The organism is Ruminococcus sp. 210702-SL.1.03 (assembly GCF_020559915.1).
GTDB lineage: Bacteria > Bacillota > Clostridia > Oscillospirales > Ruminococcaceae > YE71.
This window is the reverse complement of record NZ_JAJCLZ010000022.1, coordinates 1-22,654: the sequence shown is the minus strand read 5'-3', so window position 1 is coordinate 22,654 and position 22,654 is coordinate 1. Positions and strand designations below refer to the sequence as shown.

At 53.7% G+C, this 22,654-nt stretch carries 18 protein-coding genes; 16 read left to right on the top strand and 2 right to left on the bottom strand.

Annotated features, from left to right (window positions below):
- Positions 1 to 580 precede the first annotated feature (580 nt).
- The 7 genes from dnaN (at position 581) to gyrA (ending at position 9,358) form a co-directional block, all read left to right on the top strand.
- Positions 581 to 1,693, top strand: coding sequence for a DNA polymerase III subunit beta (dnaN, locus tag LI114_RS10475; protein WP_227220627.1), 1,113 nt, complete (start codon positions 581 to 583; stop codon positions 1,691 to 1,693).
- A 25-nt stretch (positions 1,694 to 1,718) separates the two neighbouring features.
- A complete protein-coding gene (locus tag LI114_RS10470) occupies positions 1,719 to 1,958 on the top strand; it encodes an RNA-binding S4 domain-containing protein (protein WP_227220626.1) in 240 nt (79 codons plus the stop codon).
- Positions 1,959 to 1,961: 3 nt separating this feature from the next.
- A complete protein-coding gene (recF, locus tag LI114_RS10465) occupies positions 1,962 to 3,080 on the top strand; it encodes a DNA replication/repair protein RecF (RefSeq protein ID WP_227220625.1) in 1,119 nt (372 codons plus the stop codon).
- Between the two features lies 1 nt (position 3,081).
- Positions 3,082 to 3,348, top strand: a complete 267-nt coding sequence (remB, locus tag LI114_RS10460) for an extracellular matrix regulator RemB (RefSeq protein WP_227220624.1) — start codon at positions 3,082 to 3,084, stop codon at positions 3,346 to 3,348.
- A gap of 252 nt (positions 3,349 to 3,600) precedes the next feature.
- The gene (gyrB, locus tag LI114_RS10455) at positions 3,601 to 5,637 is read left to right on the top strand and encodes a DNA topoisomerase (ATP-hydrolyzing) subunit B (RefSeq protein ID WP_227220623.1); all 2,037 of its coding nucleotides are present in this window, start codon (positions 3,601 to 3,603) and stop codon (positions 5,635 to 5,637) included.
- 21 nt (positions 5,638 to 5,658) lie between these two features.
- A complete protein-coding gene (locus tag LI114_RS10450; protein WP_227220622.1) occupies positions 5,659 to 6,795 on the top strand; it encodes a hypothetical protein in 1,137 nt (378 codons plus the stop codon).
- Between the two features lie 49 nt (positions 6,796 to 6,844).
- Complete coding sequence (gyrA, locus tag LI114_RS10445) at positions 6,845 to 9,358, top strand: DNA gyrase subunit A (protein ID WP_413770903.1); 2,514 nt, start codon at positions 6,845 to 6,847, stop codon at positions 9,356 to 9,358.
- A 160-nt stretch (positions 9,359 to 9,518) separates the two neighbouring features.
- Here the strand turns inward: gyrA and LI114_RS10440 are convergent, their stop codons facing one another.
- The gene (locus LI114_RS10440) at positions 9,519 to 10,337 is read right to left on the bottom strand and encodes a ParB/RepB/Spo0J family partition protein (protein ID WP_227220620.1); all 819 of its coding nucleotides are present in this window, start codon (positions 10,335 to 10,337) and stop codon (positions 9,519 to 9,521) included.
- A 290-nt stretch (positions 10,338 to 10,627) separates the two neighbouring features.
- Between LI114_RS10440 and LI114_RS10435 the strand changes: the two genes are divergently transcribed.
- The 9 genes from LI114_RS10435 (at position 10,628) to LI114_RS10395 (ending at position 21,016) form a co-directional block, all read left to right on the top strand.
- Positions 10,628 to 11,404 (top strand): ParA family protein, encoded by a 777-nt coding sequence (locus tag LI114_RS10435; protein WP_227220619.1) that lies wholly within the window; start codon positions 10,628 to 10,630, stop codon positions 11,402 to 11,404.
- A gap of 8 nt (positions 11,405 to 11,412) precedes the next feature.
- Positions 11,413 to 12,300, top strand: a complete 888-nt coding sequence (locus tag LI114_RS10430; protein WP_227220618.1) for a ParB/RepB/Spo0J family partition protein — start codon at positions 11,413 to 11,415, stop codon at positions 12,298 to 12,300.
- 45 nt (positions 12,301 to 12,345) lie between these two features.
- Positions 12,346 to 13,638 (top strand): serine--tRNA ligase, encoded by a 1,293-nt coding sequence (serS, locus tag LI114_RS10425; RefSeq protein ID WP_227220617.1) that lies wholly within the window; start codon positions 12,346 to 12,348, stop codon positions 13,636 to 13,638.
- Between the two features lie 101 nt (positions 13,639 to 13,739).
- Positions 13,740 to 15,650, top strand: a complete 1,911-nt coding sequence (mnmG, locus tag LI114_RS10420; RefSeq protein ID WP_227220616.1) for a tRNA uridine-5-carboxymethylaminomethyl(34) synthesis enzyme MnmG — start codon at positions 13,740 to 13,742, stop codon at positions 15,648 to 15,650.
- On the top strand, positions 15,643 to 16,377 hold the full coding sequence (gene rsmG, locus LI114_RS10415; RefSeq protein WP_227220615.1) for a 16S rRNA (guanine(527)-N(7))-methyltransferase RsmG: 735 nt from the start codon (positions 15,643 to 15,645) through the stop codon (positions 16,375 to 16,377). Before mnmG ends, rsmG begins: the two co-directional genes overlap by 8 nt.
- A 23-nt stretch (positions 16,378 to 16,400) precedes the next feature.
- Positions 16,401 to 17,789 (top strand): tRNA uridine-5-carboxymethylaminomethyl(34) synthesis GTPase MnmE, encoded by a 1,389-nt coding sequence (mnmE, locus tag LI114_RS10410; protein ID WP_227220614.1) that lies wholly within the window; start codon positions 16,401 to 16,403, stop codon positions 17,787 to 17,789.
- 126 nt (positions 17,790 to 17,915) lie between these two features.
- Positions 17,916 to 18,554 carry a DUF3592 domain-containing protein gene (locus LI114_RS10405; protein ID WP_227220613.1) on the top strand — a complete coding sequence of 213 codons (639 nt, stop codon included), beginning with the start codon at positions 17,916 to 17,918 and terminating at the stop codon, positions 18,552 to 18,554.
- A 3-nt stretch (positions 18,555 to 18,557) separates the two neighbouring features.
- Positions 18,558 to 19,352, top strand: coding sequence for a nucleoside phosphorylase (locus tag LI114_RS10400; protein WP_227220612.1), 795 nt, complete (start codon positions 18,558 to 18,560; stop codon positions 19,350 to 19,352).
- 59 nt (positions 19,353 to 19,411) lie between these two features.
- Positions 19,412 to 21,016 (top strand): glycosyltransferase family 39 protein, encoded by a 1,605-nt coding sequence (locus LI114_RS10395; protein ID WP_227220611.1) that lies wholly within the window; start codon positions 19,412 to 19,414, stop codon positions 21,014 to 21,016.
- 723 nt (positions 21,017 to 21,739) lie between these two features.
- Here the strand turns inward: LI114_RS10395 and sleB are convergent.
- Positions 21,740 to 22,435: a spore cortex-lytic enzyme gene (gene sleB, locus LI114_RS10390; RefSeq protein ID WP_227220610.1), complete on the bottom strand. Its 696-nt coding sequence runs from the start codon at positions 22,433 to 22,435 to the stop codon at positions 21,740 to 21,742.
- Positions 22,436 to 22,654: the final 219 nt, after the last annotated feature.

The window sequence follows — 22,654 nt, the reverse complement described above, 5'->3', positions numbered from 1 at the left end:
CAATGCCATATATATATACAGATATTTATACTTATACATAGTTATCCCCCCGAGAAAGCACTTCAAACGCGTTGGAAAATGCAGTAAAGCAAGCTTGTTTGAACGGCTCAGGGTGTGGGAATACTTGGATATATATGTATTTATGTATGTCATGGTCATACATACTGTTGTGGTTGGTTTGAGGCTTTTACTTAGTTCGTTCAAGGGCGTGCGCCCTTGAAGGGGGCTGTCTGCGGGCGACACACTAGGGGCAGCCCTCCCTTGCAGGGCATGCCCCTCTTGGATAATAGTCCACCGGACTATTATCCAATTCACCCTATGCGGAGCGCCCTTCGGGTAGGGGTTTCGCCGTCTGCGGACGGCGACGATTGGGGCTTCTCGCCCCCCTCGACCCCCTCGGCAACGGCAGGAAATTCGGCTTCGCCGACTTTCCACGCGTCGTTGCATCCCGCGCTTTTTAATTTTTAGCCACTTTGATTTGGCTTTTACTTTGTTTCGTTATACATTACGTTTTAATGTTTTGCTAATTATTGTTAATTATTTTCATTGATAGATTTTTACTCTACCGAAAGGAGTTACTATGACTAGATTTACTTGCGATAAAATTAAACTCTCAGAAGCGCTTAACAACGTTTCAAAGGCGGTATCCGACAGGTCGGCTTTCTCCGCACTCGAAGGTATCAAATTCTCTATCCGCCAAAATAACCTCGAACTTACCGGCTACGACCTCGAAATCGGTATCCGCACTAACCTCGAGATACGCTCCGCCGACAGCGCTGACTTTATCGTAAACTCCCGCATTATCTGCGAAATGGTTCGCAAAATGCCCGACGATGAACTTCTCTTCGAGGTATCAGACGACTACATGATAACCCTCGAATGCGGCGTTACTTCTTACAACCTCAACGCTATCCCCGCCGACGATTACCCCGAACTGCCAGGCAAAGACTCTTCCACCGAGGTGAAGATCTCTCAGCCTGTGCTAAAAAGCATGATACAGCAGACTAAATTCGCCGCTTCGCAGCTCGACATAAAGCCGATCCTAAAAGGCGAACTTTTTGAGATAGAAAACAACACCCTTACAGTCGCGGCGATAGACGGCTACCGCCTAGCGGTACGCACCGAGCCGATCTCCTACGAGGGCGAGCTGAAATTCGTAGTGCCCGCTAAGAACCTCGACGAGGTATCGAAGCTGCTCTCAGACGACGAGAACGAGGTATGCTCGCTCTTCCTTGCTAAAAAGCACATTATTTTCCAGGTAGGCAACTACCTTGTAAATTCGCGCCTGCTGGAGGGCGAGTTCCACCCGTACAAGAGCGCTATACCCAGCACTTGGACGACCGAAGTGGTGGTAGACCGCGTGAAGCTGATACGCACCCTCGAACGCTGCCTGCTGCTGATAAACGAAAAGAACCCCAGCCCTGTACGCTGTATGTTCGACAACGGTCAAATATCCATAAAATGCTCGACGCGCTCGCTCGGCAAAGTGCACGACGAGATAAGCGCCGACATTAACGGAACATCTATGGAGATAGGCTTTAAATGCCGCTTTTTCCTCGACCCGCTAAAGGCGGTAAGCGACGAAAAGGTAAAGCTGCAGCTTGGCGGAAGTTTGCTGCCTATGAAGATAATGCCCTTAAACGGCGAAAGCTACACATACCTTGTGCTGCCTGTAAGACTGCCGAAGGAATAAATTGCAGAGGGAAGATTTTAAGATAATGAGAAGCGAAAAGATAAAGATAAACACCGAGTACATCAAGCTCGACTCGCTGCTGAAATACGCGGGCGTTACTGAAACGGGCGGGATCGCCAAAGAGGTCATCGCTGAGGGACGGATTAAAGTGAACGGCGAGGTTTGCACCATGCGCGGCAAAAAGCTGAGAAACGGCGACTGCGCCGAGATAGACGAGCTTTCGCTGAAGCTGGAGATAGTGAGCACCGCCGCGGCTGCGGAATAAAGCATGAGAATAGAGCATTTCAGCGCGGACGGGTTCAGAAATCTGGAAAATATAGACATAGACCTGCACCCCGAGCTGAACGTGATATGCGGGCAGAACGCGCAGGGCAAGACCAACATACTCGAAGCGATATGGCTGTGCACGGGCGAGAGAAGTTTTCGCGGGGCGAAAGACCGCGAGCTGATACGCCTAGGCGGCGAGCGCTTTGACATAGGCTTGCGTTTCGCGGACAAGCGGCGCACGCAGCAGATAGACTACACGCTGATAAGAAGCGAGATACGCAGCAAGAAGATAGCGCTCAACGGCGTAAGCGTAAAGAATCCCTCGGGGCTTTTCGGCGCGCTGGAGTGCGTAGTATTCACGCCCGAAGATCTGGAGCTTTCAAAAGGCTCGCCCGAGGTGCGGCGCAGCTTTGCCGACCTTTCGGTATCGCAGATAAAGCGTTCGTACAGGCGGGTGGTAGACAAATACCGCAGGCTGCTGGAGCAGAGGAACACTCAGCTAAAAGCGGCGTACCAAACGGCGGACATCGGCGATATGCTGGACATATGGGACATACAGCTGGCGCAGATGGGCGCGTATATATCAATGCTGAGGTACAACTACTGCAAAAAGCTGGAAATGGCGGCTCAGAAGCTTTACAGCGAGATCTCGCAGGGGCGTGAGCGGCTTGAGATAGAATATCATTCGACTATATATGAAAATTTGCAGGGGCGAACTGATTACCGGAACGACCTTGCGGCGGAGTATGCTGAGGCGCTGAAGAAGAGCCGTGCGGAGGATATGCGCGCGGGGTTCACGCTGAAAGGGGTACACCGCGACGACCTGCACTGCAAGATAAACGGAATGTACGCGAAAGAATATGCTTCGCAGGGGCAGCACAGGTCGATAGCGCTTATCATGAAGCTGGCTCAGGCGTATATACTGAGCGAAGAAACGGGCGACGCGCCCTGCATACTGCTGGACGATGTAATGAGCGAACTTGACGCGGGTCGGCAGGAGTTTGTGATGAGCAAGATAAGAGATATGCAAGTAATAATCACCTGCTGCGGCGAGGAAGCCCTGAGAGGGCGAGCCGCGGGAGGTAAAGTTATCAAGATAAACAGCGGGAGAGTGATCTGAGGTGTATGTACACATCGGGAATGGCGCGATGGTGAAAGACAGCGAGATAATAGGGGTATTTGACATAGAGAGAGCGACGGTATCGCAGGACACGAGGGAGTATTTGAGAACAGCGGCGGCGCGGAAGCGAGATGTAAGCTGTACGGAGGAGATACCGAGGAGTTTTGTGGTAACGTTTGATAGAGAGATATTAGACGAGCGGGTGTATGTAAGCAGGGTATCGCCGCGAACTATCGCGGGAAGGGCAAAGGGTAAGCTGGACGTTTGAAAAGAACGGTAACTATCCTAATCATAATCCCGAACAACGTAAAAGCCGCGGAAGCAACGCCTAGCGCACGCCCATAAACGGCGTGAATTTAAAAAAAGCGCGTGCTCAAGCGGCGCGTGGAAATCAGCGATGCTGACTTTACACGCGCCTTGCAGCCGCTTCTATTGACAGGGGCTTTTACTTTAATTTAGATATTAACAACGTGGGAACTTGGCTATCCAAATTTCCAAAACTGGAGGTAAGATCTTGAATATGAATATCGAAAACAATCAGAATTTGAACGAAATCGGCTCTCAGCCTACCGCTGATAACGCTGAACAGATCGTCGCCGAGGAAATCGAAGCGGCTGAGATCTCCCGCGTTGATGAAAATAATAACTACGACGAAAATCAGATACAAGTCCTCGAAGGTCTGGAGGCTGTAAGAAAACGCCCCGGTATGTACATCGGCTCAAGCGGCCCTCACGGTCTGCACCACCTCGTGTACGAGATAGTGGACAACGCTATCGACGAAGCCCTCGCAGGCTACTGCACACAGATAGACGTAGATATTCTTCCCGGCGACGTGATACAGGTTTCCGACAACGGACGCGGTATACCTACCGGTATCCACCCCAAAGAGGGTATCTCTGCCGCGACCGTAGTTTTCACAGTCCTCCACGCAGGCGGTAAATTCGGCGGCGGCGGATACAAGGTCGCGGGCGGTCTGCACGGCGTTGGCGCTTCTGTTGTAAACGCCCTCAGCGAATGGCTGGAGCTGACTATCTACGACGGCAAAAACGTTCACTTCCAGCGCTTTGAACGCGGAAAATACTCCGAGCCGCTAAAAGTCATCGGCACTACCGAGCGCACCGGCTCTGTAATAAAATTCAAGGCAGACCCCGAGATATTTACCGAAACTACGGTGTATGATTACGAAACTCTGCTTCGCCGTCTGCGCGAACAGGCTTTCCTCAACGCGGGTCTGAAGATAGTATTCACCGACTCGCGCGACCCAGAAAATATACAGACCGAAACTCTGCACTACGAGGGCGGTATCAGGGAATTTGTAGAGCACATACACAGATCTAAAGCGGCGGACGCCATTATACCCGAGGTAATACACATTCAGGGCATGGAGGGCGATATTTTCGCCGAGATAGCTATGCAGTACAACACCAGCTACACGGAATTTGTGCTATCATTTGCTAATAATATCCACACGCCCGACGGCGGCACGCACGAAACGGGCTTCAAGACGGCGCTGACTAAGGTAATAAACGAGTACGGAAAGAAATTCGGCCTGCTGAAAGACGGCGACAAGCTGATGGGCGACGACGTGCGCGAGGGCCTTACGGCGATAATCTCAGTAAAGCTGACGAACTGCGAATTTGAGGGTCAGACAAAGGGAAGGCTGGGAAATCCCGAAGTAAAGCCGCTGGTAGACAGGATAGTTTCAGACAAGCTGATGGACTACCTAGAGAAAAATCCGCAGGTAGCAAAGACGATATTTGAGAAATCAATGGCGGCGCAGAGGGCGAGAGAGGCGGCTAAGAACGCGCGCGACCTCGCGAGAAAGCGCAAATCGGCACTGGAAAGCTCCAGCCTGCCGGGCAAGCTGGCGGACTGCTCTGACAGAAACAACGAGTACACGGAAATATACATCGTAGAGGGAGATTCGGCGGGCGGCTCTGCCAAAGAGGGCCGCGACAGAAAATTCCAGGCGATACTTCCCCTCTGGGGCAAGATGCTGAACGTAGAGAAAGCGCGCATAGACAAAGTATACGGCAACGAAAAGCTGATGCCGGTAGTAACGGCGCTGGGAACATCTATCGGCGAAGATTTTGACATAAGCAAGCTGAGATACGGCAAAGTTATAATCATGGCCGATGCCGATGTTGACGGCTCGCACATACGCACGCTGCTGCTGACATTCTTTTTCAGATATATGCGTCCGCTGATAGAAGATGGACACGTTTACTGCGCGCAGCCGCCGCTTTTCAAGGTATGGCGCGGCAAGCAGGTACGCTACGCATTCTCGGAAGAAGAGCGCGATATGTACGCTTCGGAGCTTGCGGGAGAATCGAACCTAAAGGTAGACATACAGCGCTACAAAGGTCTTGGTGAGATGAACCCGACGCAGCTTTGGGAAACTACCCTAGACCCAGAGCGCAGGACTATGATAAAAATATCAGTAGAAGACGCGCAGAAAGCGGACGAAGCCTTTACCATACTGATGGGCGACAAGGTAGAGCCGAGAAGAGATTTTATAGAGAAGAACGCGCAGTATGCTACAAACCTTGACGTATAAAGCGAAAGGATCATTATTACATTGAACGATCTACTTGAAGGACGCGGCGGGGAAAATGAAAACAGCGAAAAGCCCGATAACAAAGTATCGGCAGCAGATTTTCCCGCCATATCAGACATAATAGAGCAGACTGAGGAGCAGCGCGAGAAGAGCGGCGGGCGCGTACCCGAGATACAGGTGAGCGCGGGCGCAGGCGAGAGCGCTGAGAAGTCTGAAAAAGCCGAAAAGAGCGCAGAGGCGGAAACTGCCGAAAGCGCTGAGAGCGAAAAGCCACAGGGAGCGCTGAACGCGATAAAGGGCAAGCTGAAAAGCTCAGAGCTGCTGGACAAAGCTGTGCTGAAAGATATGTTTTTCGGCACGGGCGATAAAGACGCAGGCAAGCGCGGAGTGAGCGCGGAGGGCGATGAAGAGAGCGAAGAGCAGGACGACTTCGACTACTTAGACGAAGAGGACGAAGTACAGGAGCTTTTCGACAAGAGCCGCAAGAAGCGCATAACCGCCGACCCGAAGAAGGACAAAAAGATATTCAGCACAGAGTACATGATAACGCCGGAGCAGGCGGCGGACGGCTACGAGCTTTTCTACCGCGAATTCATAAAGCCGAAGAATGTGAGATTCACGATAGGCTTCGGCATAGCGGCGGCGGTATTCTTGATATCGGGGCTGGTGTATCCTAAAAGCTACCTGAACTGGGTGCTGATGCTCATATGCTTAGCCGTAATCGGGATAACTTGGCTGAACAGCAGCAGCGCGCGGAAAGAGGCGGTATACTCGGCGGACGCTGTGAAGAACGACAGCTACAAGCTTTCATTTTTCAACTCGCGCATAGTGATAGAAGAATCAGAGCTGGCGGGGGACAGGATATACAGCTACCAGCCGGTGATGATAAGATTTGAGGACATAGACCTAAAGGTAATCGACTGCGGCGGGCTGTATGTGCTGATATTCAAGAAAGACTATATATACACAGTGCCGAAGAGCGCGATGAACGAGCAGATGAACGAGGTATTTCGCCGGCATTTATCGAACATACTGGGCGACGACTACCGCGAATACACGATAAAACAGGAAAGATCAGACAAACTTAACAAGCTGAAAAAGCATACAAAGAAAGCTTCGGAAAGCGGCGCTGACGCTGACGAAACGGAAAGAGAGTGATTATTTGTTTAACGATCATACAAACATCATTGAAACAGACATCGAGAAGATGATGAAGGAATCATTTTTACAGTACTCGATGTCGGTAATATGCTCAAGAGCGCTGCCTGACGTGCGCGACGGACTGAAACCCGTACACCGCAGGATACTCTACACCATGTATGAAAACGGACTTTACCCCGAGAAATCTTACAGAAAGTGCGCGGACACGGTAGGTTCGGTGCTGGGTAAATATCACCCTCACGGCGACGCTTCGGTATACGACGCGCTGGTAAGAATGGCGCAGACATTCTCGCTAAGATACCCGATGATAGACGGACAGGGAAACTTCGGCTCTATAGACGGCGACCCGCCTGCGGCTTACCGATACACGGAAGCGAAGATGGCGAAAATTTCGATGAATATGCTCACCGACATAGGCAAAGAGACGGTAGACTACCAATCGAACTACGACGACAGACTTAAAGAGCCGGTAGTACTGCCCTCGCGTTTTCCGCAGCTGCTCTGCAACGGCTCGGTAGGCATAGCCGTAGGCATGGCGACGAACATACCCCCGCACAACCTGGGCGAAGTAATAGACGCGATGAAGCTGATGGTGCGCGATCCGGACTGCACGCTTGACGAGCTGATGGAGTGCATAAAAGGCCCGGACTTCCCTACCGGCGGAATAATCATGGGCAGGGCGGGCATACGCTCGGCATACGGCACGGGCCGCGGCAAGATAACGCTGCGCGCGGACACGAGCATAGAAGAGATAAAGGGCAGGAACTGCATAATAGTACACGAGATACCGTATGCGGTAAACAAGGCAAGGCTGATACAATCTATCGCCGAGCTGCACAAAGACAAGAGGATAGACGGTATACACGATCTGCGCGACGAATCGGACAAAGACGGACTGCGGATAGTGATAGAGCTGAAAAAGGACGCTATACCGCAGGTAGTACTGAACAAGCTTTTCAGCTACACGCAGTTACAGGACACGGTAGGCGTTATCATGCTGGCGCTGGTGAACGGCGTGCCGAAAACGCTGACGCTGAAGCAGATGCTGGAAGAGTACATCAACTTCCAGGTAGAGGTCATCACACGCAGGACGCAGTATGATCTGAAAAAGGCGAAAGAGCGCGAGCACATCTTAAAGGGCTTAACGATAGCGCTGGACAACATCGACGAAGTTATAGAGATAATGAAGACCTCGAAGAACATACCCGAGGGCAAGCAGAGGCTTTGCGACCGCTTCAAGTTGAGCGAAGTGCAGGCTGACCACATAGCGAACATGACGCTGGGCAGGCTGACGGGTCTGGAGAGGCAGAAGATAATCGACGAACTGAAAGAGCTGGAGATAAAGATAGCGGACTACGAGGACATACTGGCGAACCACTCGCGCATACTGAACATCATGATAGAGGAAGTAGAAGCGATACAGGACAAATTCGGCGACGAGCGCCGCACGAGGATTGAAAACGTAAGCGGCGAAGTAGACGTAGAAGACCTGATACCGGTAGAGGAGAACGTAGTTACCTACACGAACAGCGGCTACATCAAGAGAATGCCGGTAAGCACATACAAAGCGCAGAACCGCGGCGGCAAGGGCGTATCGGGCATGAAGCAGAGAGAGGACGACTTTGTAGAAGAGATGTACATCTGCTCCTCGCACGACAACTTGCTGTTTATCTCGAATTTCGGCATAATGTACAAGCTGAAATGTTACGAGCTGCCGGAAGGCTCGAAAGCCTCGAAGGGCACGAACATCGTAAACATACTGCCGCTGAAAGAGAACGAGAAGATAGCGGCTATGATAAAGACCTCTGACTTTGCGGAGGGCAAAGCCATAGTAATATGCACGAAGAACGGCAAGATAAAGAGGACCGACCTTTCGGCGTACAAGAACGTAAGAAAGCAGGGACTCATAGCGATAGGACTTGACGAGGGCGACGAGATCGCGGGCGTAAGAATGACTGGCGGCGACAGCCAGCTTATAGTAGCGACGCGAATGGGCATGGCGATACGGATAAAGGAAACGAACATCCGCAACATGTCGAGAAGCGCGCACGGCGTGAAAGCGATAACCCTGCGCGAGGGCGACAGCGTAGTATCAATGGCGAGAGTACGCGAGGGCGCAAGCGTGCTGACAGTTACCGAGGGCGGACTTGGCAGAAAGACGAACCTTGACGAATACCGCATACAGAACCGCGGCGGTCTAGGTCTTAAGAATTACAGGAGCGGCGACGACTACGTTTGCGGCATAAAGGTGATCGACGAAGAGGACGACATCATCATGATAGCGTCAGACGGCGTAGTGATAAGGCTGAGGGCTTCGGACATCAGGCCGATGAGCAGGTATGCGCGCGGAGTACGTCTTATGAAGCTGAGCGGCGAGAGCAAAGTAGTAGCGTTCACACGAGCGGAGCGGGACGAGAGTGCTGAAACGGCGGTCATCGAGGACAGCGGCGCTGAGGAAGAGCTTGACGCGGAGGCTATCGCGGCTTTAGAGGCTGAGGAGGCTGACGGCGAGGGTGTTGCTGAAGCGGCTGACACTGAGTCCGGTTCTGACGGAGAATAATTTCTCGAACTATCTCAAACTATATTTATATTAGATAAAAAAAATCAAGCAGCGTCTTTTTTTAGAAAGGGCGCTGCTTGTTCTATGTGGAACATTTTTTTGATTGCGGGGGTTTGGGTGGTGGTTTTTACTTTGTTTCTTTTTTGTTCTACGTGGAACATCATTCCTCTTTCTTCGGGATTTTTATCACATATTCTATATACCCCTCGGCCTGCTTCTTCTCGCTCTCCGCCTCGACCCCCGCCAATCTCATCACATTCAGCGCCTTTTCCACCGTATTGAAAAACAGCCGCACATCTCCCAGCACCGCCGCACGCTTCCGATAACCCTCACGCACTTTCTTCTGCTTCTCCAGCGCGTCGATATACCGCTCCAATCCTTCTGCCGTCATATGCTTATCGCACACAGTTTGCAATATCCCGCCGCGCTCCTCCTCGCTGACCCTCAGCAACGCCCTTGCGTGCCGCTCTGACAACCGGAAATTCAGTATCTTCGCTTTCTGTTCGTCCGAAATGCTCAGCAGGCGCAGTTTATTTGCAATGGTGGGTTGGCTCAGACCCAGCTGCACCGCCGCCTGCTGCTGCGTTAATCCGAATTTCTCGATGAGCATACGGAAGCCCGCCGCCTGCTCGAAAAAGTTGAGGTCTTCACGCTGTAAGTTTTCCACGAGCGCCATCATAGCGGCGCGCTCGGGGTCGGCTTCGGCTATGATACAAGGCACTTCCCGCAGACCCGCGAGTTTTGCGGCGCGCAGGCGGCGTTCACCCGCGATGAGCTCGTAGCCGCCGTCCACCTCGCGCACGGTAAGCGGCTGGATAATGCCGAGCTGGGATATGCTTTTTGCCATTGCGGTCAGCTCGTTCGACTCGAAATGTCGGCGAGGCTGCGCGGGGTTCGGGCGAATATCGGCGGCGGGGATATTTACGATACAGCGCGGCTCGGCGGGCTGAGTACGGCGCATCAGGGCGGAAATGTTCATAGGTCACTGCTCCTTTTTTAGATCTTGTATAGATTATATCACGGCGGGGCGGCGCGGGCAAGCGGGGTATGCAAAAAAAATATCGCAGAAAGCGCGAGATTGCGGCAGGGTATTGGCGTGGACGGCTAAAGTCGGCAGTATATGCGGGAGGGGGAGTCGAAAAATGCTGAAAGGCGCGAAAAAATTTTTGACATACGCAAACTTTTTTCCGCAAAGGTCTTTTCAAACGGCGAAAAATGTTGTATAATAGAAGCAGTATCTATTTTAGTTTACAGAAAGGAAAATCTGACATGGGGAAAGTCATTGCCGTTTCAAATCAGAAAGGCGGGGTAGGAAAATCCACCACGGTGGTGAACCTTGCCGCGGTGCTGGGCGCTAAGGGCAAAAAGGTGCTGATAGTGGATTTCGACCCGCAGGGCAACACCACAACGAGCTTCGGCATACGCAAAAAGAGCATACGCAACACCGTTTACGAGGTGCTGATGGGCGAATGCACGGCTTTTGAGGCGGTAGTCGCGACGGAATTTCGCGGGGTGAGCATGATACCCACCACCCAGCGGCTCTCAGGCGCTACGGCGGCGCTGATGAACATGAAAGACAAAGCGAAAAAGCTGGATACAGCGCTGGAGCAGGCGCGGGATTTTTACGATTTTATACTCATCGACTGCCCGCCTACGCTGGATATGCTTACGATAAACGCGCTGGTGGCGGCAAACTCAGTTATAGTGCCGCTGCAATGCGAATTTTTATCGCTTGAAGGACTTGTTGAGCTGAACAACACCATCGAGCGTGTGAAGAAAAATTTCAACGAGGGTCTGCACTACGAGGGCATACTTTTCACGATGTATGTCGAGAGGTACAAGGTCACGGGGCAGATAGTAAAAGAAGTGAAAAAATATTTCCCGAAGCAGGTGTTTGAAACGGTGATACCGCGAAATATCGCGCTTTCGGAAGCGCCGAGTTTCGGTATGCCCGCGCTTTATTACGACAAGAAGTCGAAGGGCAGCAAGGCTTACGAAGCGCTGGCGAAAGAGATACTTAAAAACGAAAAAAAGCGAAGGGAATGAGGTAATAGATGGCGAAAAACGAAAGAATGAAAAACGGCCTTGATATGCTTTTCGAGGACAATTTTCACGACGAAGAGAGCGGCGAGGGCGGCGGAGTGCAGACTATGCGCATTTCGCTGATAGAGCCTGACAAAAATCAGCCGAGGTCGGAGTTTGACGCCGAGCGGCTGCGCGAGCTTTCGGAAAACATCGCTCAGCACGGCGTTTTGCAGCCTATATTGGTAAGACCGATGGGCGAGGACGTTTACCGCATAGTTGCGGGTGAGCGCAGGTGGCGTGCGGCGAGAATGGCAGGGCTGACGGAGATACCGGTAGTTGTGAGAGAGCTGAGCGACCTCGAGGCGGCGCAGATAGCGCTTATCGAGAACCTGCAGCGCGAAGACCTGAACCCGATCGAAGAAGCGAAAGCTTACAAGCGGCTGATGGAGGACTACGGCATGACGCAGGAGGAGCTTTCAAAGACCGTCGGCAGATCGCGCGCGGCTATCGCAAACGCGGTAAGGCTGCTGAACCTGCCTGAGAGCGTGCAGGGGTATGTAGCAGAGAAGAAGCTCACGGTGGGTCATGCGAAAGTGCTCTGTGGACTGAGCAGCGAATCTGTTATACAAGAGATGGCGGAGCGGACTATGACGAACTTTTGGACGGTGCGCCAGCTTGAAAAGCAGATAATCGAAGAGGGCAGCAAGGAGTACAACGGCGGCGCGCCGAAGAAGAGCGACAGCAGCTTTGCAGACCCGTTCAAGAAATACGCCTTGGAGAGCCAGATGGCTCTGCACGATACATTCGCAGTAGATTCAAAGATCAGCAAAGAGCGTGCGGGAAGAGTAACGCTGAAGATAACGTTCACGAACGAGAACGAGCTGAAAGAATTTATGAAGAGAATATCGAACAAATGACAAAAATGTTCCACGCGGAACAAAAACATATAAGGAGTAAAGATCATGTTAGACATTAAGCTTATAAGGACCAACCCTGAGCTGGTAAAGGAAAACATCAAGAAAAAGTTTCAGGACGAAAAGCTGGTACTGGTAGACGAAGTTATCGCTATGGACAAAGAGTACCGCGAGGCTAAGACACGCGCGGACGAGCTGAGAGCGAAGCGCAACAAGATGAGCAAGGAGATCGGCGGACTGATGGCTAAGGGCCAGAAGGAAGAAGCCGAGAAGATAAAGGCAGAGGTAAAGCAGTACGGCGCAGACCTCGAAGCGCTTGCGGCTAAGGAGACCGAGCTTGAGAGCGAGATCAAGAAGAGAATGATGGTGATACCGCAGATAATCGGCGACGACGTGCCTATCGGCAAGGACGACAGCCAGAACGTAGAGCTCGAGCGCTTCGGCGAGCCGGTAGTTCCGGACTTTGAAGTGCCCTACCACGTTGACATAATGGAAGCGCTGAACGGCATAGACCTCGATGCTGCGAGAAAGACGAGCGGAAACGGTTTCTACTATCTGCGCGGAGACATTGCAAGACTGCACTCGGCCATACTTTCCTACGCGCGCGATTTCATGATCGACCGCGGATTCATCTACTACATCCCGCCTTTCATGATCCGTTCGGACGTTGTTACCGGCGTAATGAGCTTTGACGAGATGGACAACATGATGTACAAGATCGAGGGCGAAGACCTTTATCTGATCGGCACATCTGAGCACTCGATGATCGGTAAGTTTATCGACACGATAATCCCTGAGGGTGAGCTGCCTAAGGCGCTCACCAGCTACAGCCCATGCTTTCGCAAGGAGGTCGGCGCGCACGGCATAGAGGAGCGCGGCGTTTACCGCATACACCAGTTTGAAAAGCAGGAAATGATAGTAGTTTGCAAGCCGGAAGAGAGCGACGAGTGGTACAAGAAGCTTTGGAACAACACGGTAGATTTCTTCCGCACGCTGGATATACCCGTAAGAACGCTGGAGTGCTGCTCGGGCGACCTGGCTGACCTCAAAGTCAGAAGCCTTGACGTAGAGGCTTGGAGCCCGCGCCAGAAGAAGTACTTCGAGGTAGGAAGCTGCTCAAACCTGGGCGACGCGCAGGCTAGAAGACTGGGCATTAGAGTAAAGGGCGAGGACGGACAGAAGTACTTTGCTCACACGCTGAACAACACGGTAGTTGCTCCGCCGAGAATGCTCATCGCGTTCCTTGAAAACAACCTCAAGGCAGACGGCACGGTAGCTATACCCGAGGCGCTGAGAATGTACATGGGCGGCAAGGACAAGCTGGAGAAGTGCAAGATCTGAGCTGAAAAATAAGATATTTACAGCAGAGCGGTGCGCGCCGCTCTGTTGCTATGTTGAAACATTGTTCCACGCGGAACGATCTAAACGAAAGGAAAGCTGATATGCAGACCGATAACAATTACATAGCCAAATTTGACATAGCTGTGGTCGGCGCGGGGCACGCGGGCTGCGAGGCGGCTTTTGCGGCGGCGCGGCTGGGGCTGAAAACGGCGCTTTTCACCATCTCGCTCGACGCGGTGGCGAATATGCCCTGCAACCCCTCGATAGGCGGCACGGCGAAAGGGCACTTGGTGCGCGAGATAGACGCGCTGGGCGGCGAAATGGGCAAGGCGGCGGACGCTACATTTTTGCAGTCGCGCATACTCAACCGCGGCAAAGGGCCTGCGGTGCACAGCCTGCGCGTGCAGTCTGACCGCGTGAAGTACCACGCTTACATGAAGAGCGCGGTGGAGCACACGGAGAATCTATATTTGAAACAGGACGAGATAACAGACATACTGACCGACGGCGGGAAGATATGCGGCGTGCGCTCGAAGCTTGGCAGCAACTACGCGGCTAAGGCGGTGATAATCGCGGGCGGAACGTACCTCAAAGGCAAGGTATTCGTCGGCGGAGTTTCTTACGAGAGCGGGCCGGATTCTACGCTGCCTGCGAACCTGCTTTCAAACTCGCTTACCGAGCTGGGCGTGGAGCTGCGCAGGTTCAAGACGGGCACGCCCTGCCGCATACACCGCCGCTCGATCGATTTTTCAAAGCTTGAAAAGCAGGACGGCGACGAGGAGATAACGCCTTTTTCATTCGAGAACCACGAGAAGCTTGAAAACAAGATCTCATGCTACATCGGTTACACCAATGCGGAAACGCACAAGGTGATACTTGAAAACATACACCGTTCGGCGATGTATTCGGGCAAGATCGAGGGCGTAGGGCCGCGGTACTGCCCCTCTATCGAGGACAAAGTAAAGCGCTTTTCCGACAAGCCGCGCCACCAGCTTTTCATCGAGCCGATGGGCTTGGACACTGAGGAGTGCTATGTGCAGGGCATGAGCAGCTCGCTGCCGGAAGAGGTGCAGCTGAAATTCATGCGCACGATAAAAGGCTTAGAGCACGTAGAGATAATGCGCAACGCTTACGCGATAGAGTACGACTGCTGCGACCCGACGCAGCTTTTGCCTACGCTGGAGTTCAAGAACATCGCGAACCTTTACGGCGCGGGGCAGTTCAACGGTACTTCGGGCTACGAGGAAGCGGCGGCGCAGGGGCTTGTTGCGGGAATAAACGCGGCGCTGAAAATAAAGGGCGAGCCGCCGATGGTGCTCGACCGCGCTTCGTCCTACATCGGCACGCTTATCGACGACCTTGTGACGAAAGGCTGCCAAGACCCGTACAGAATGTTGACATCGCGCAGCGAGTACAGGCTGCTTCTGCGGCAGGACAACGCCGACCTGCGGCTTACGGAAACGGGTCATAGGGTAGGGCTGATCTCAGACGAGCGGTATGCACGTTTGCTGGAGAAAAAGCGGCTCATCGAGCAGGAAACTGAGCGCATAAAGCACGTCAACATCGCGCCGACCGCTGAGATAAACAGCTATCTCGAGTCGCAGGGCACGGAGCGCCTCAGCACGGGCATAAAGCTTTCGCAGCTTATAAAGCGTCCCGAGCTTAGCTATGATGGCCTAGCGCCTTTTGACAAAGAGCGCCCCGAGCTGCCGAAAGAGGTGCGCGAGCAGGCGGAGCTGAACGTGAAGTACGAGGGCTACATCGCGATACAGCAGCAGCAGGTGCAGGCTATGCGCAAGCTTGAGAAGAAAGCACTGCCCGCGGATACGGATTACACAAAAGTGCGCGGTCTGCGGCTTGAGGCGGCGGAAAAGCTGAACAAGATACGTCCGCTGAGCGTGGGTCAGGCGAGCAGGATCTCGGGAGTGAACCCCGCGGACGTGAACGTGCTGCTGATATGGCTGAGCGCTTACGGCAAAAACGAGAAAGACAACGGAGAAACGAATGGATAAATTAACTGCCTATTCTGAATTTGAAAAGCTGTTCGCGGGCGGAGGCATGGCGGTCAGCGGCGAGATGTACGAGAAATTTTGCGCATACGCCGAGCTGCTCTGCGAGCGCAACGAGCAGGTGAACCTCACCGCTATAACCGACCCGGAGGGGATAGCGCTGAAACATTTTTACGACAGCGTTTACCCCTTCACGCTGATAGATGTTCCACGCGGAACATCGCTCATCGACGTTGGCACGGGCGCGGGCTTCCCTTCAGTGCCGCTGGCGATATACCGCCCCGACATACGCCTTACCCTGCTCGACAGCCTGAACAAGCGCGTGAACTTTTTGCAGGAGCTTACTTCCGCGCTGGGCATAGAGGCGGAGTGCATACACGCGCGCGCTGAGGAGGCGGCGCGCAGCATAAAGAGCGGCAACCCGCTGCGCGGCGGCTTTGACATGGCTTGCGCGCGGGCGGTGTCTAATCTGCGCGACCTCTGCGAATACTGCCTGCCGTTTGTAAAAGTAGGTGGGGCTTTCACCGCGCTAAAAGGCAGGGACGGCGCTGAGGAGCTTGCGGCGGCGGAAAACGCCATCAAACTGTTGGGCGGCGAAACGGAGCTTTGCCGCGAATACGCATTGCCGAACGGCGACGCGCGCACGCTCATCGTTATCCGCAAGGTGAAGCCGACGGCGGAGAAGTACCCGCGGTGCTCGGCGCAAATGAAGAAAAAACCGCTAGTGTGAATTTATGAATGGAGGGCTTTGAAATGTCGGCAATTTGCGCTGTATCAACTCCGCTCGCCGAGGGCGCTATCTCGGTGATACGCATAAGCGGCGGCAGTGCGCTCACGGTGGCGGCTAAGGTGTTCAAACCTGCGGGCGGAAAAAGCGTGGCGGATATGGCGGGGTACACCTGCGCCTACGGCTATGTTGTGGACGGCGAGGGCGCGCGTGTGGACGACGCCGTGCTCACTGTGTTCCGCGCGCCGCATTCTTACACGGGCGAGGACGTGGCTGAGATCTCTTGCCACGGCGGGCTGTACGTTACAAAAAAAATACTGCGCCTTTGCTGTGAGAACGGCGCGAAGCCTGCCGAGCGGGGCGAGTTCACAAAGCTGGCTTTCATAAACGGCAAGCTCTCGCTCACGCAGGCAGAGGCTGTGATGGACGTTATCTCGGCGCAGGGCGAGCTTACCCTGCACTCGGCAAATCTGGCGCGCGGCGGCGAGCTTTTTCGGCGGATAGACGGCATAAAATCGGGGCTGATAAAGCTGCTGGGCGAGCTTTCCGCTTGGGTGGATTACCCCGAGGAGGAGCTGCCCGAGGTGGAGGACGCGGCTATGGCGCAAACGCTCAGCGACTCGGCGGCGCAGATAAAGCGTCTGCTGGCGGTGTACAATAACGGTATGCTTCTGCGGCAGGGCGTGCCCGCGGTGATAGTCGGCAGGCCGAACGTCGGAAAATCAACGCTGATGAATCTGCTTTTGGGCTACGGACGGGCGATAGTTACCGACATCGCGGGCACTACGCGCGACATCATCGAGGAATCGGTGCGGCTGGGTGACGTTACACTGCGGCTCTCAGACACGGCGGGCATACGCGAAACTGAGGACGAGGTGGAGAAGATAGGCGTAGAGCTGGCGCGGCGCAGGCTTGACGAAAGCGCGCTGATAATCGCAGTTTTCGACGGCTCATCGCAGCCCGCGGCAGAGGATACCGAGCTGATAAGCGCACTGGCGGAGCGCGCGGCACGCGGCGGCAGGGTCATCGCGCTGATAAACAAGTCCGACAAGGGCGTGCAGAGCGAGTGGCGCGGGGCGCTGGGCGAATTTGAGAGCGCGGAGAATGGCGCGGTATTTGAGATCTCGGCGAAAAGCGGCGAGGGCAGAGAGCTGCTGGAGCGCAGGATATGCGAGATGTTCTCGGCGGCGGGCGACGATTCGGACATCTTCGTCAACGAGCGGCAGAAATACTGCCTTGAGCGCGCGCTGGAGAATTTGCAGGCGGCGCTGGGCGCTCAGCAGATTGGCGTTACCCTCGACGCCGTTACCATCTCGATAGGCGAGGCGGCGGCGGCGCTCTCGGAGCTTACGGGCGAGCGGATAACCGAAACGGTGGTAGACGAGGTGTTCTCGAAATTCTGCGTTGGAAAATGACTATATGCAGTTTGGGCGGTGTGCGGAATGCGCGCCGCTTTTTTTGTGCGCGGCTGTTGACAGGCGGTGCGGTTTGTGATATTATTAAAGTAAGTATAGCAAAAACAAATAGGGGGGCTGTTACTTATGGAAAATAAAAAGATGGAAAAAGCGGAAGAGGGCGTAAAATTCACGCCGGCGAAAAAGGGCATACTGGCGCTGGTCTTCGCACTCCTGATCTCCGCTTCGATCATCACGATAACCTACCTGCCGTGGAACGAGCACAAGGAGCTGGAGAAGATATGCACCGAGCCGACCACCGCCACGGTAGACGCGGAAGGCTCGCAGGAGAAGGACGGCGTTTACTTTTACGGGCCGGTAGTGCGGTTCAGTGTGCCGGGGCGCACCATCGGCTACCGCGTAGAGGTCATGAACACGGTGAACCTTAACAAAACTTGGAAAGAGGGCGAACCTCTGCCGATACTCTATTCGCCGTCAGACCCCACGCAGGTGATCTTTAGGGACGACCATGCGGCTGAGAACCACTACCGCGCGGCGTGCATAGGCTCTGGCATACTCTGCGCCGCGGGCGTTGTTATGGCGATAGCGGGCGGGGTAGTTACGATAAAAAAGCGCCGTCCTACCAAGTTTACGGAAAACGCCGCGGGTCAGAGCTTTGAAGAGTGGCAGGCCGAGCAGCTCGACAAAAAGGAAAATTCGGACGATAAAGACGATACAAACGATACGGACGACACAGAAAAAGCTGAAACTACTAAGGAGGGCTGAAAAATGGCTTCTATTATGGACGGCGAAAGGCAATTTCACATACGAGCAAAGGCGGGCGAGGTCGGCAGGTACGTTATCCTCCCCGGCGACCCCGGCAGAGTGCCGAAGATAGCGGCACTGCTGGAAAATGCTGTGCAGATAGCGCAGAACCGCGAGTATAATCTGTATACAGGCACGCTCTGCGGCGAAAAGGTATCGGTTTGCTCTACGGGTATCGGCGGGCCTTCTGCGGCAATCGCGGCGGAGGAGCTGATAAAGTGCGGCGCGGACACGCTTTTGCGCATAGGCACAAGCGGCGGCATAAAGCTCGACGTTACAGGCGGCGACCTCTGCATAGCTTCGGCGGCGGTGCGGGGCGAGGGCACTTCGCGCGAATATCTGCCCGAGGGCTACCCTGCGGCGGCTGACTATCAGGTGGTATCGGCGCTGGCGCAGTCGGCGGCGGAACTCTGCGACGGCAGTTTCGGCAACTCGTATCACGTCGGAGTGGTACATTCTAAAGATAGCTTTTACGGCGAGGTAGAGCCGCAGAACTCGGCTGTTGCGAAAAAGCTTGCGGACAACTGGGAGGGCTACAAGGCGTGCGGCTGTTTGACATCGGAGATGGAGTGCGCGGCGATATTCTCAGTAGGTCTGCTGAGGGGCGCGCGGTGCGGGGCTGTGCTGACGGCGCTTTGGAACGTAGAGCGCAGCAACGCGGGTCTGCCCGACAACATCACCGACGATTCATCGCGGGCGATACAGTGCGTTATCGGCGCTGTGAAAAAGCTCATCGAGCAGGACAAGGCGCAAAAATAAACTGACAGCGGAAAGTCAGAAATATAGAAAAGTATGAAACGAAAAAAGGAAGAGAATAAATGTTGAACTTTGGCAGAGCGCTCCAGCTCGGCTTCGGCATCGTGATGGTGTATGTGCTGATAGCCTGCGGGGCGCGCGGCAATGATTCCTACGGGCTTAGCTGGCAGATAGGGCTGATAGCGCTGGGCGCTTTGGCGATAGTGCTGGCGGCGCGCAGGGGTTACGGCGCGCTGGAGAAGCGGCTGGGCAGGTGCAAAAGCCCGCAGGCGGCCGCCGACCGCGTGGTTATAATAATGGCGGCGGTGATGTTCGCGATACAGCTTTACTGCGGCTACAAGCTTACCCTCGCGCCGATAACCGACCTCGGCTACACCGACCGCGCGGCGCGGCAGCTTGCGGAAAACTGGGACATCAGCCGGATATACGAGACCATGCCCGCGCGGCACGACAAATATTTCGCGATATACCCGAACAACCAGATACTTTTGCTTCTGCTGACGGGGATATACAAGATACAGTACGCGCTGACGGGAAGCATGAACAGAAGCGCGCCGATATTTGTAAACGCTCTGGCGCTGAACATCTCGTACATCTATATGTACCGCAGTGCGAAACTGATGTATAAAAATAAGCAGGGCGGGGCGGCGAAAGCACTTTTCGCGGCGATATGCGGCGCGGGATCTTCCGTGTTTTACACATATGTGCCGTTTTACTATACCGATTCGCTCTCGATGCCATTTGTGATGGCGGCGTTTTACCGGTACCTGCGGGGTCTGCCATATTTGAAAGGCGATGTGAAGCGGGAGAACCTGCTGAGGGCGCTTCCGCAGATGGCGCTTTGCGCGCTGTACATGGCGCTGGGATTTAAGATGAAAGGCAGCGTTATAGTCCTGCTGCCCGCGTTCATGCTTTACACGGCTATTGCGGAGAGCGAGGAGCGCAGGAGGGGCGTTAGGCGCTTGGCGAAAGGCGCGTGGGCGGCGGTATTGGCGGCGCTGGTCATCGGCTTCATAGCGGCGGCGAGCATATTCACGGCGGCTTTCAACATCGCCGACGAGCAGGACTACGCGCGGTACAAATTCCCGCCGCACCACTGGATTATGATGGGCATGAAAACGCGCGGCGGATATTCGTACCGCGATTTTCAGTACACGCTGAATTACGAAACGTATGAGGAGAAAGAGGCGGCGGACGTTACGAGATCTGCCGAGCGGCTGGAGAACTTCGGTTTCGGCGGAATGGTGTTTCATTTCTTCAAAAAAGCGGCGTACACATGGTCGGACGGAAGCTATCTCATTTTTTACCATATAAACAGCGGTGAAAGCTCGGCGCTGAGGGAGTTTGTGACTAGCTCGAAAATTTTCAGGTATATGTGCACGCTGTACCATTTTGCGATGCTTACGGCGGTGACGGCGGGGTATTTCGCGGGGTGCGACGAGTGCCGCGGCGAGAAGAAGAAAGTTGACGAAAGCTGGCTGATGAGGATAATTTTCGCGGGAGTGCTGGTATTTTTCGAGCTATGGGAAACGAGGTCGAGGTATCTGGTAAATTTCGCGCCGATATTTATAATGCTTGCGGCGGATTTTTGTAATCATGACGGGCTGAGGCTTGTTAGAAAGAAAGAAAAAGCCACGAACAAAGAAGAAGCCGCGGTGCAACAGTAATAGCACGAACAAACAAATGGCGTGAAGATAAAAAGCGCGGGATGCAACGACGCGTGGAAAGTCGGCTTCGCCGATTTCCAATAACACTCCGGTGGACTGTTATACAAGAGGGGCATGCCCTGCAAGAGAGGGCTGCCCCTAGTAGGTCGCCTGTACAAAGATACCTTCAAGGGCGCACGCCCTTGAACGAACAAAAGTAATAGCTAAAACAAGAAAAGCGCATGACTATTGAGAAGATAGCCATGTGCTTTTTAATTGACAAATATCGACAGGTGTGATATAATGAACGTAAGGCGTACTGCAAAGACGGTAGGCCTGAAGGCAGAACATCGCAAAAATTTCACACGCCTTGCTTGCATATTTTCCGCCATAGCGCCCTAAAACTCCTTGACTAACGCGAGTTAGCCTGCGTCGCTTTAGAACGCTCTGACGAAAAATCTGACTGCGCAATTCGTATAAAATTTCTGCGATATTCTGCCTTCAAATCTTATCCTCCAGAAATGGAGGTGAGCTATATGGAAGTATTAGCGCTTGTAATGCAATTACTGCATTTGATAACGGACATAATCAGACTTACGTTTGATTTTAGCAATAAAAAGAAGTAACCGCCCATACACCACATAGGACGGTTACCAAAAGTAATCTCATATGGAGGTGAACCGCTTATCGCAGTGCGCCTCTTGTTATCTATATTATAGCACGGTGCGCGGGGTTTGTCAAGGGTCAGTTGCAGAAACGGTGGCTGCCGATAGTCAGCACCGTCGGGCGCGACCACATGAATTTGTTCGAGGTCTTGGCGGGGTTGTAGTAGTAAACGCAGCCGCCGGTGGGATCCCAGCCGTTCAGCGCGTCGCGGGCGGCGGAGTAGGCGCTTTCGGCTATCGGCTCGTTGAACTGACCGTCTACTATCGCCGTAAACGCGCCGTTCTGATAGATAACGCCCGAGAGGGTGTCGGGGAACGAGGGGTGCTCGATGCGGTTCAAAATTACCGCGCCGACGGCTACCTGACCCGTGTACGGCTCGCCGCGTGCTTCGGCAGAGATTATTCGCGCAAGCAGGTAGACGTTCGACTCAGTTGCCGCGGGCAGGCTGCCGACCGATATGCCCAGCGCCTTTAATGTTTGCGGGCCGGCCGTGCCGGTCTGCTGTATGCCCTGCTGCTTTTGGAATTTTTTGACGGCGGTACGGGTGGCTTCGCCGTAATAGCCGGTGACGTCGTCGCTGAACAAGCCGCGTTCTTTTAGACGCTCCTGTATTGCACGCACTTCAGCTCCGCGCGAGCCGACGGACGAAACGGCGGCGACCGACCCGCCGCGGGGTATCAGCGCGAACGAAAACACCACAGCAGCGCAGACCGCGAGCGAAGCAGCGGACAAGCGGCGAAAAAATCTGTAAAAAAAGTTTTTATGCAAATACATTTATAACACGCCTTTCATTGTATCTCACACGCATATCATGCGCAGAAACGGGAAGATTATGCAGAGCGAACGTAAAAAAGACGTGAGTTGTGTAAAATTTGCATATATAAAGTAGAAATCTGTGCGCGTGATTTATGCACCCCTACAAACCTAAGAAAAAATCAAAAAAAGAGTTGACAAGAAGGAAAAAGAGTGATATAATAATAAAGCTGTCAGGGA

Coding starts and splice junctions, on each gene's coding strand:
- LI114_RS10440 (WP_227220620.1), bottom strand. CDS start 10,337: ATGAACATTTCCGCCCTGATGCGCCGTACTCAGCCCGCCGAGCCGCGC.
- serS (WP_227220617.1), top strand. CDS start 12,346: ATGTTAGACATTAAGCTTATAAGGACCAACCCTGAGCTGGTAAAGGAA.
- gyrB (WP_227220623.1), top strand. CDS start 3,601: ATGAATATCGAAAACAATCAGAATTTGAACGAAATCGGCTCTCAGCCT.
- LI114_RS10395 (WP_227220611.1), top strand. CDS start 19,412: ATGTTGAACTTTGGCAGAGCGCTCCAGCTCGGCTTCGGCATCGTGATG.
- LI114_RS10470 (WP_227220626.1), top strand. CDS start 1,719: ATGAGAAGCGAAAAGATAAAGATAAACACCGAGTACATCAAGCTCGAC.
- LI114_RS10435 (WP_227220619.1), top strand. CDS start 10,628: ATGGGGAAAGTCATTGCCGTTTCAAATCAGAAAGGCGGGGTAGGAAAA.
- LI114_RS10400 (WP_227220612.1), top strand. CDS start 18,558: ATGGCTTCTATTATGGACGGCGAAAGGCAATTTCACATACGAGCAAAG.
- sleB (WP_227220610.1), bottom strand. CDS start 22,435: ATGTATTTGCATAAAAACTTTTTTTACAGATTTTTTCGCCGCTTGTCC.
- dnaN (WP_227220627.1), top strand. CDS start 581: ATGACTAGATTTACTTGCGATAAAATTAAACTCTCAGAAGCGCTTAAC.
- LI114_RS10430 (WP_227220618.1), top strand. CDS start 11,413: ATGGCGAAAAACGAAAGAATGAAAAACGGCCTTGATATGCTTTTCGAG.
- recF (WP_227220625.1), top strand. CDS start 1,962: ATGAGAATAGAGCATTTCAGCGCGGACGGGTTCAGAAATCTGGAAAAT.
- rsmG (WP_227220615.1), top strand. CDS start 15,643: ATGGATAAATTAACTGCCTATTCTGAATTTGAAAAGCTGTTCGCGGGC.
- mnmG (WP_227220616.1), top strand. CDS start 13,740: ATGCAGACCGATAACAATTACATAGCCAAATTTGACATAGCTGTGGTC.
- gyrA (WP_413770903.1), top strand. CDS start 6,845: ATGATGAAGGAATCATTTTTACAGTACTCGATGTCGGTAATATGCTCA.
- mnmE (WP_227220614.1), top strand. CDS start 16,401: ATGTCGGCAATTTGCGCTGTATCAACTCCGCTCGCCGAGGGCGCTATC.
- LI114_RS10405 (WP_227220613.1), top strand. CDS start 17,916: ATGGAAAATAAAAAGATGGAAAAAGCGGAAGAGGGCGTAAAATTCACG.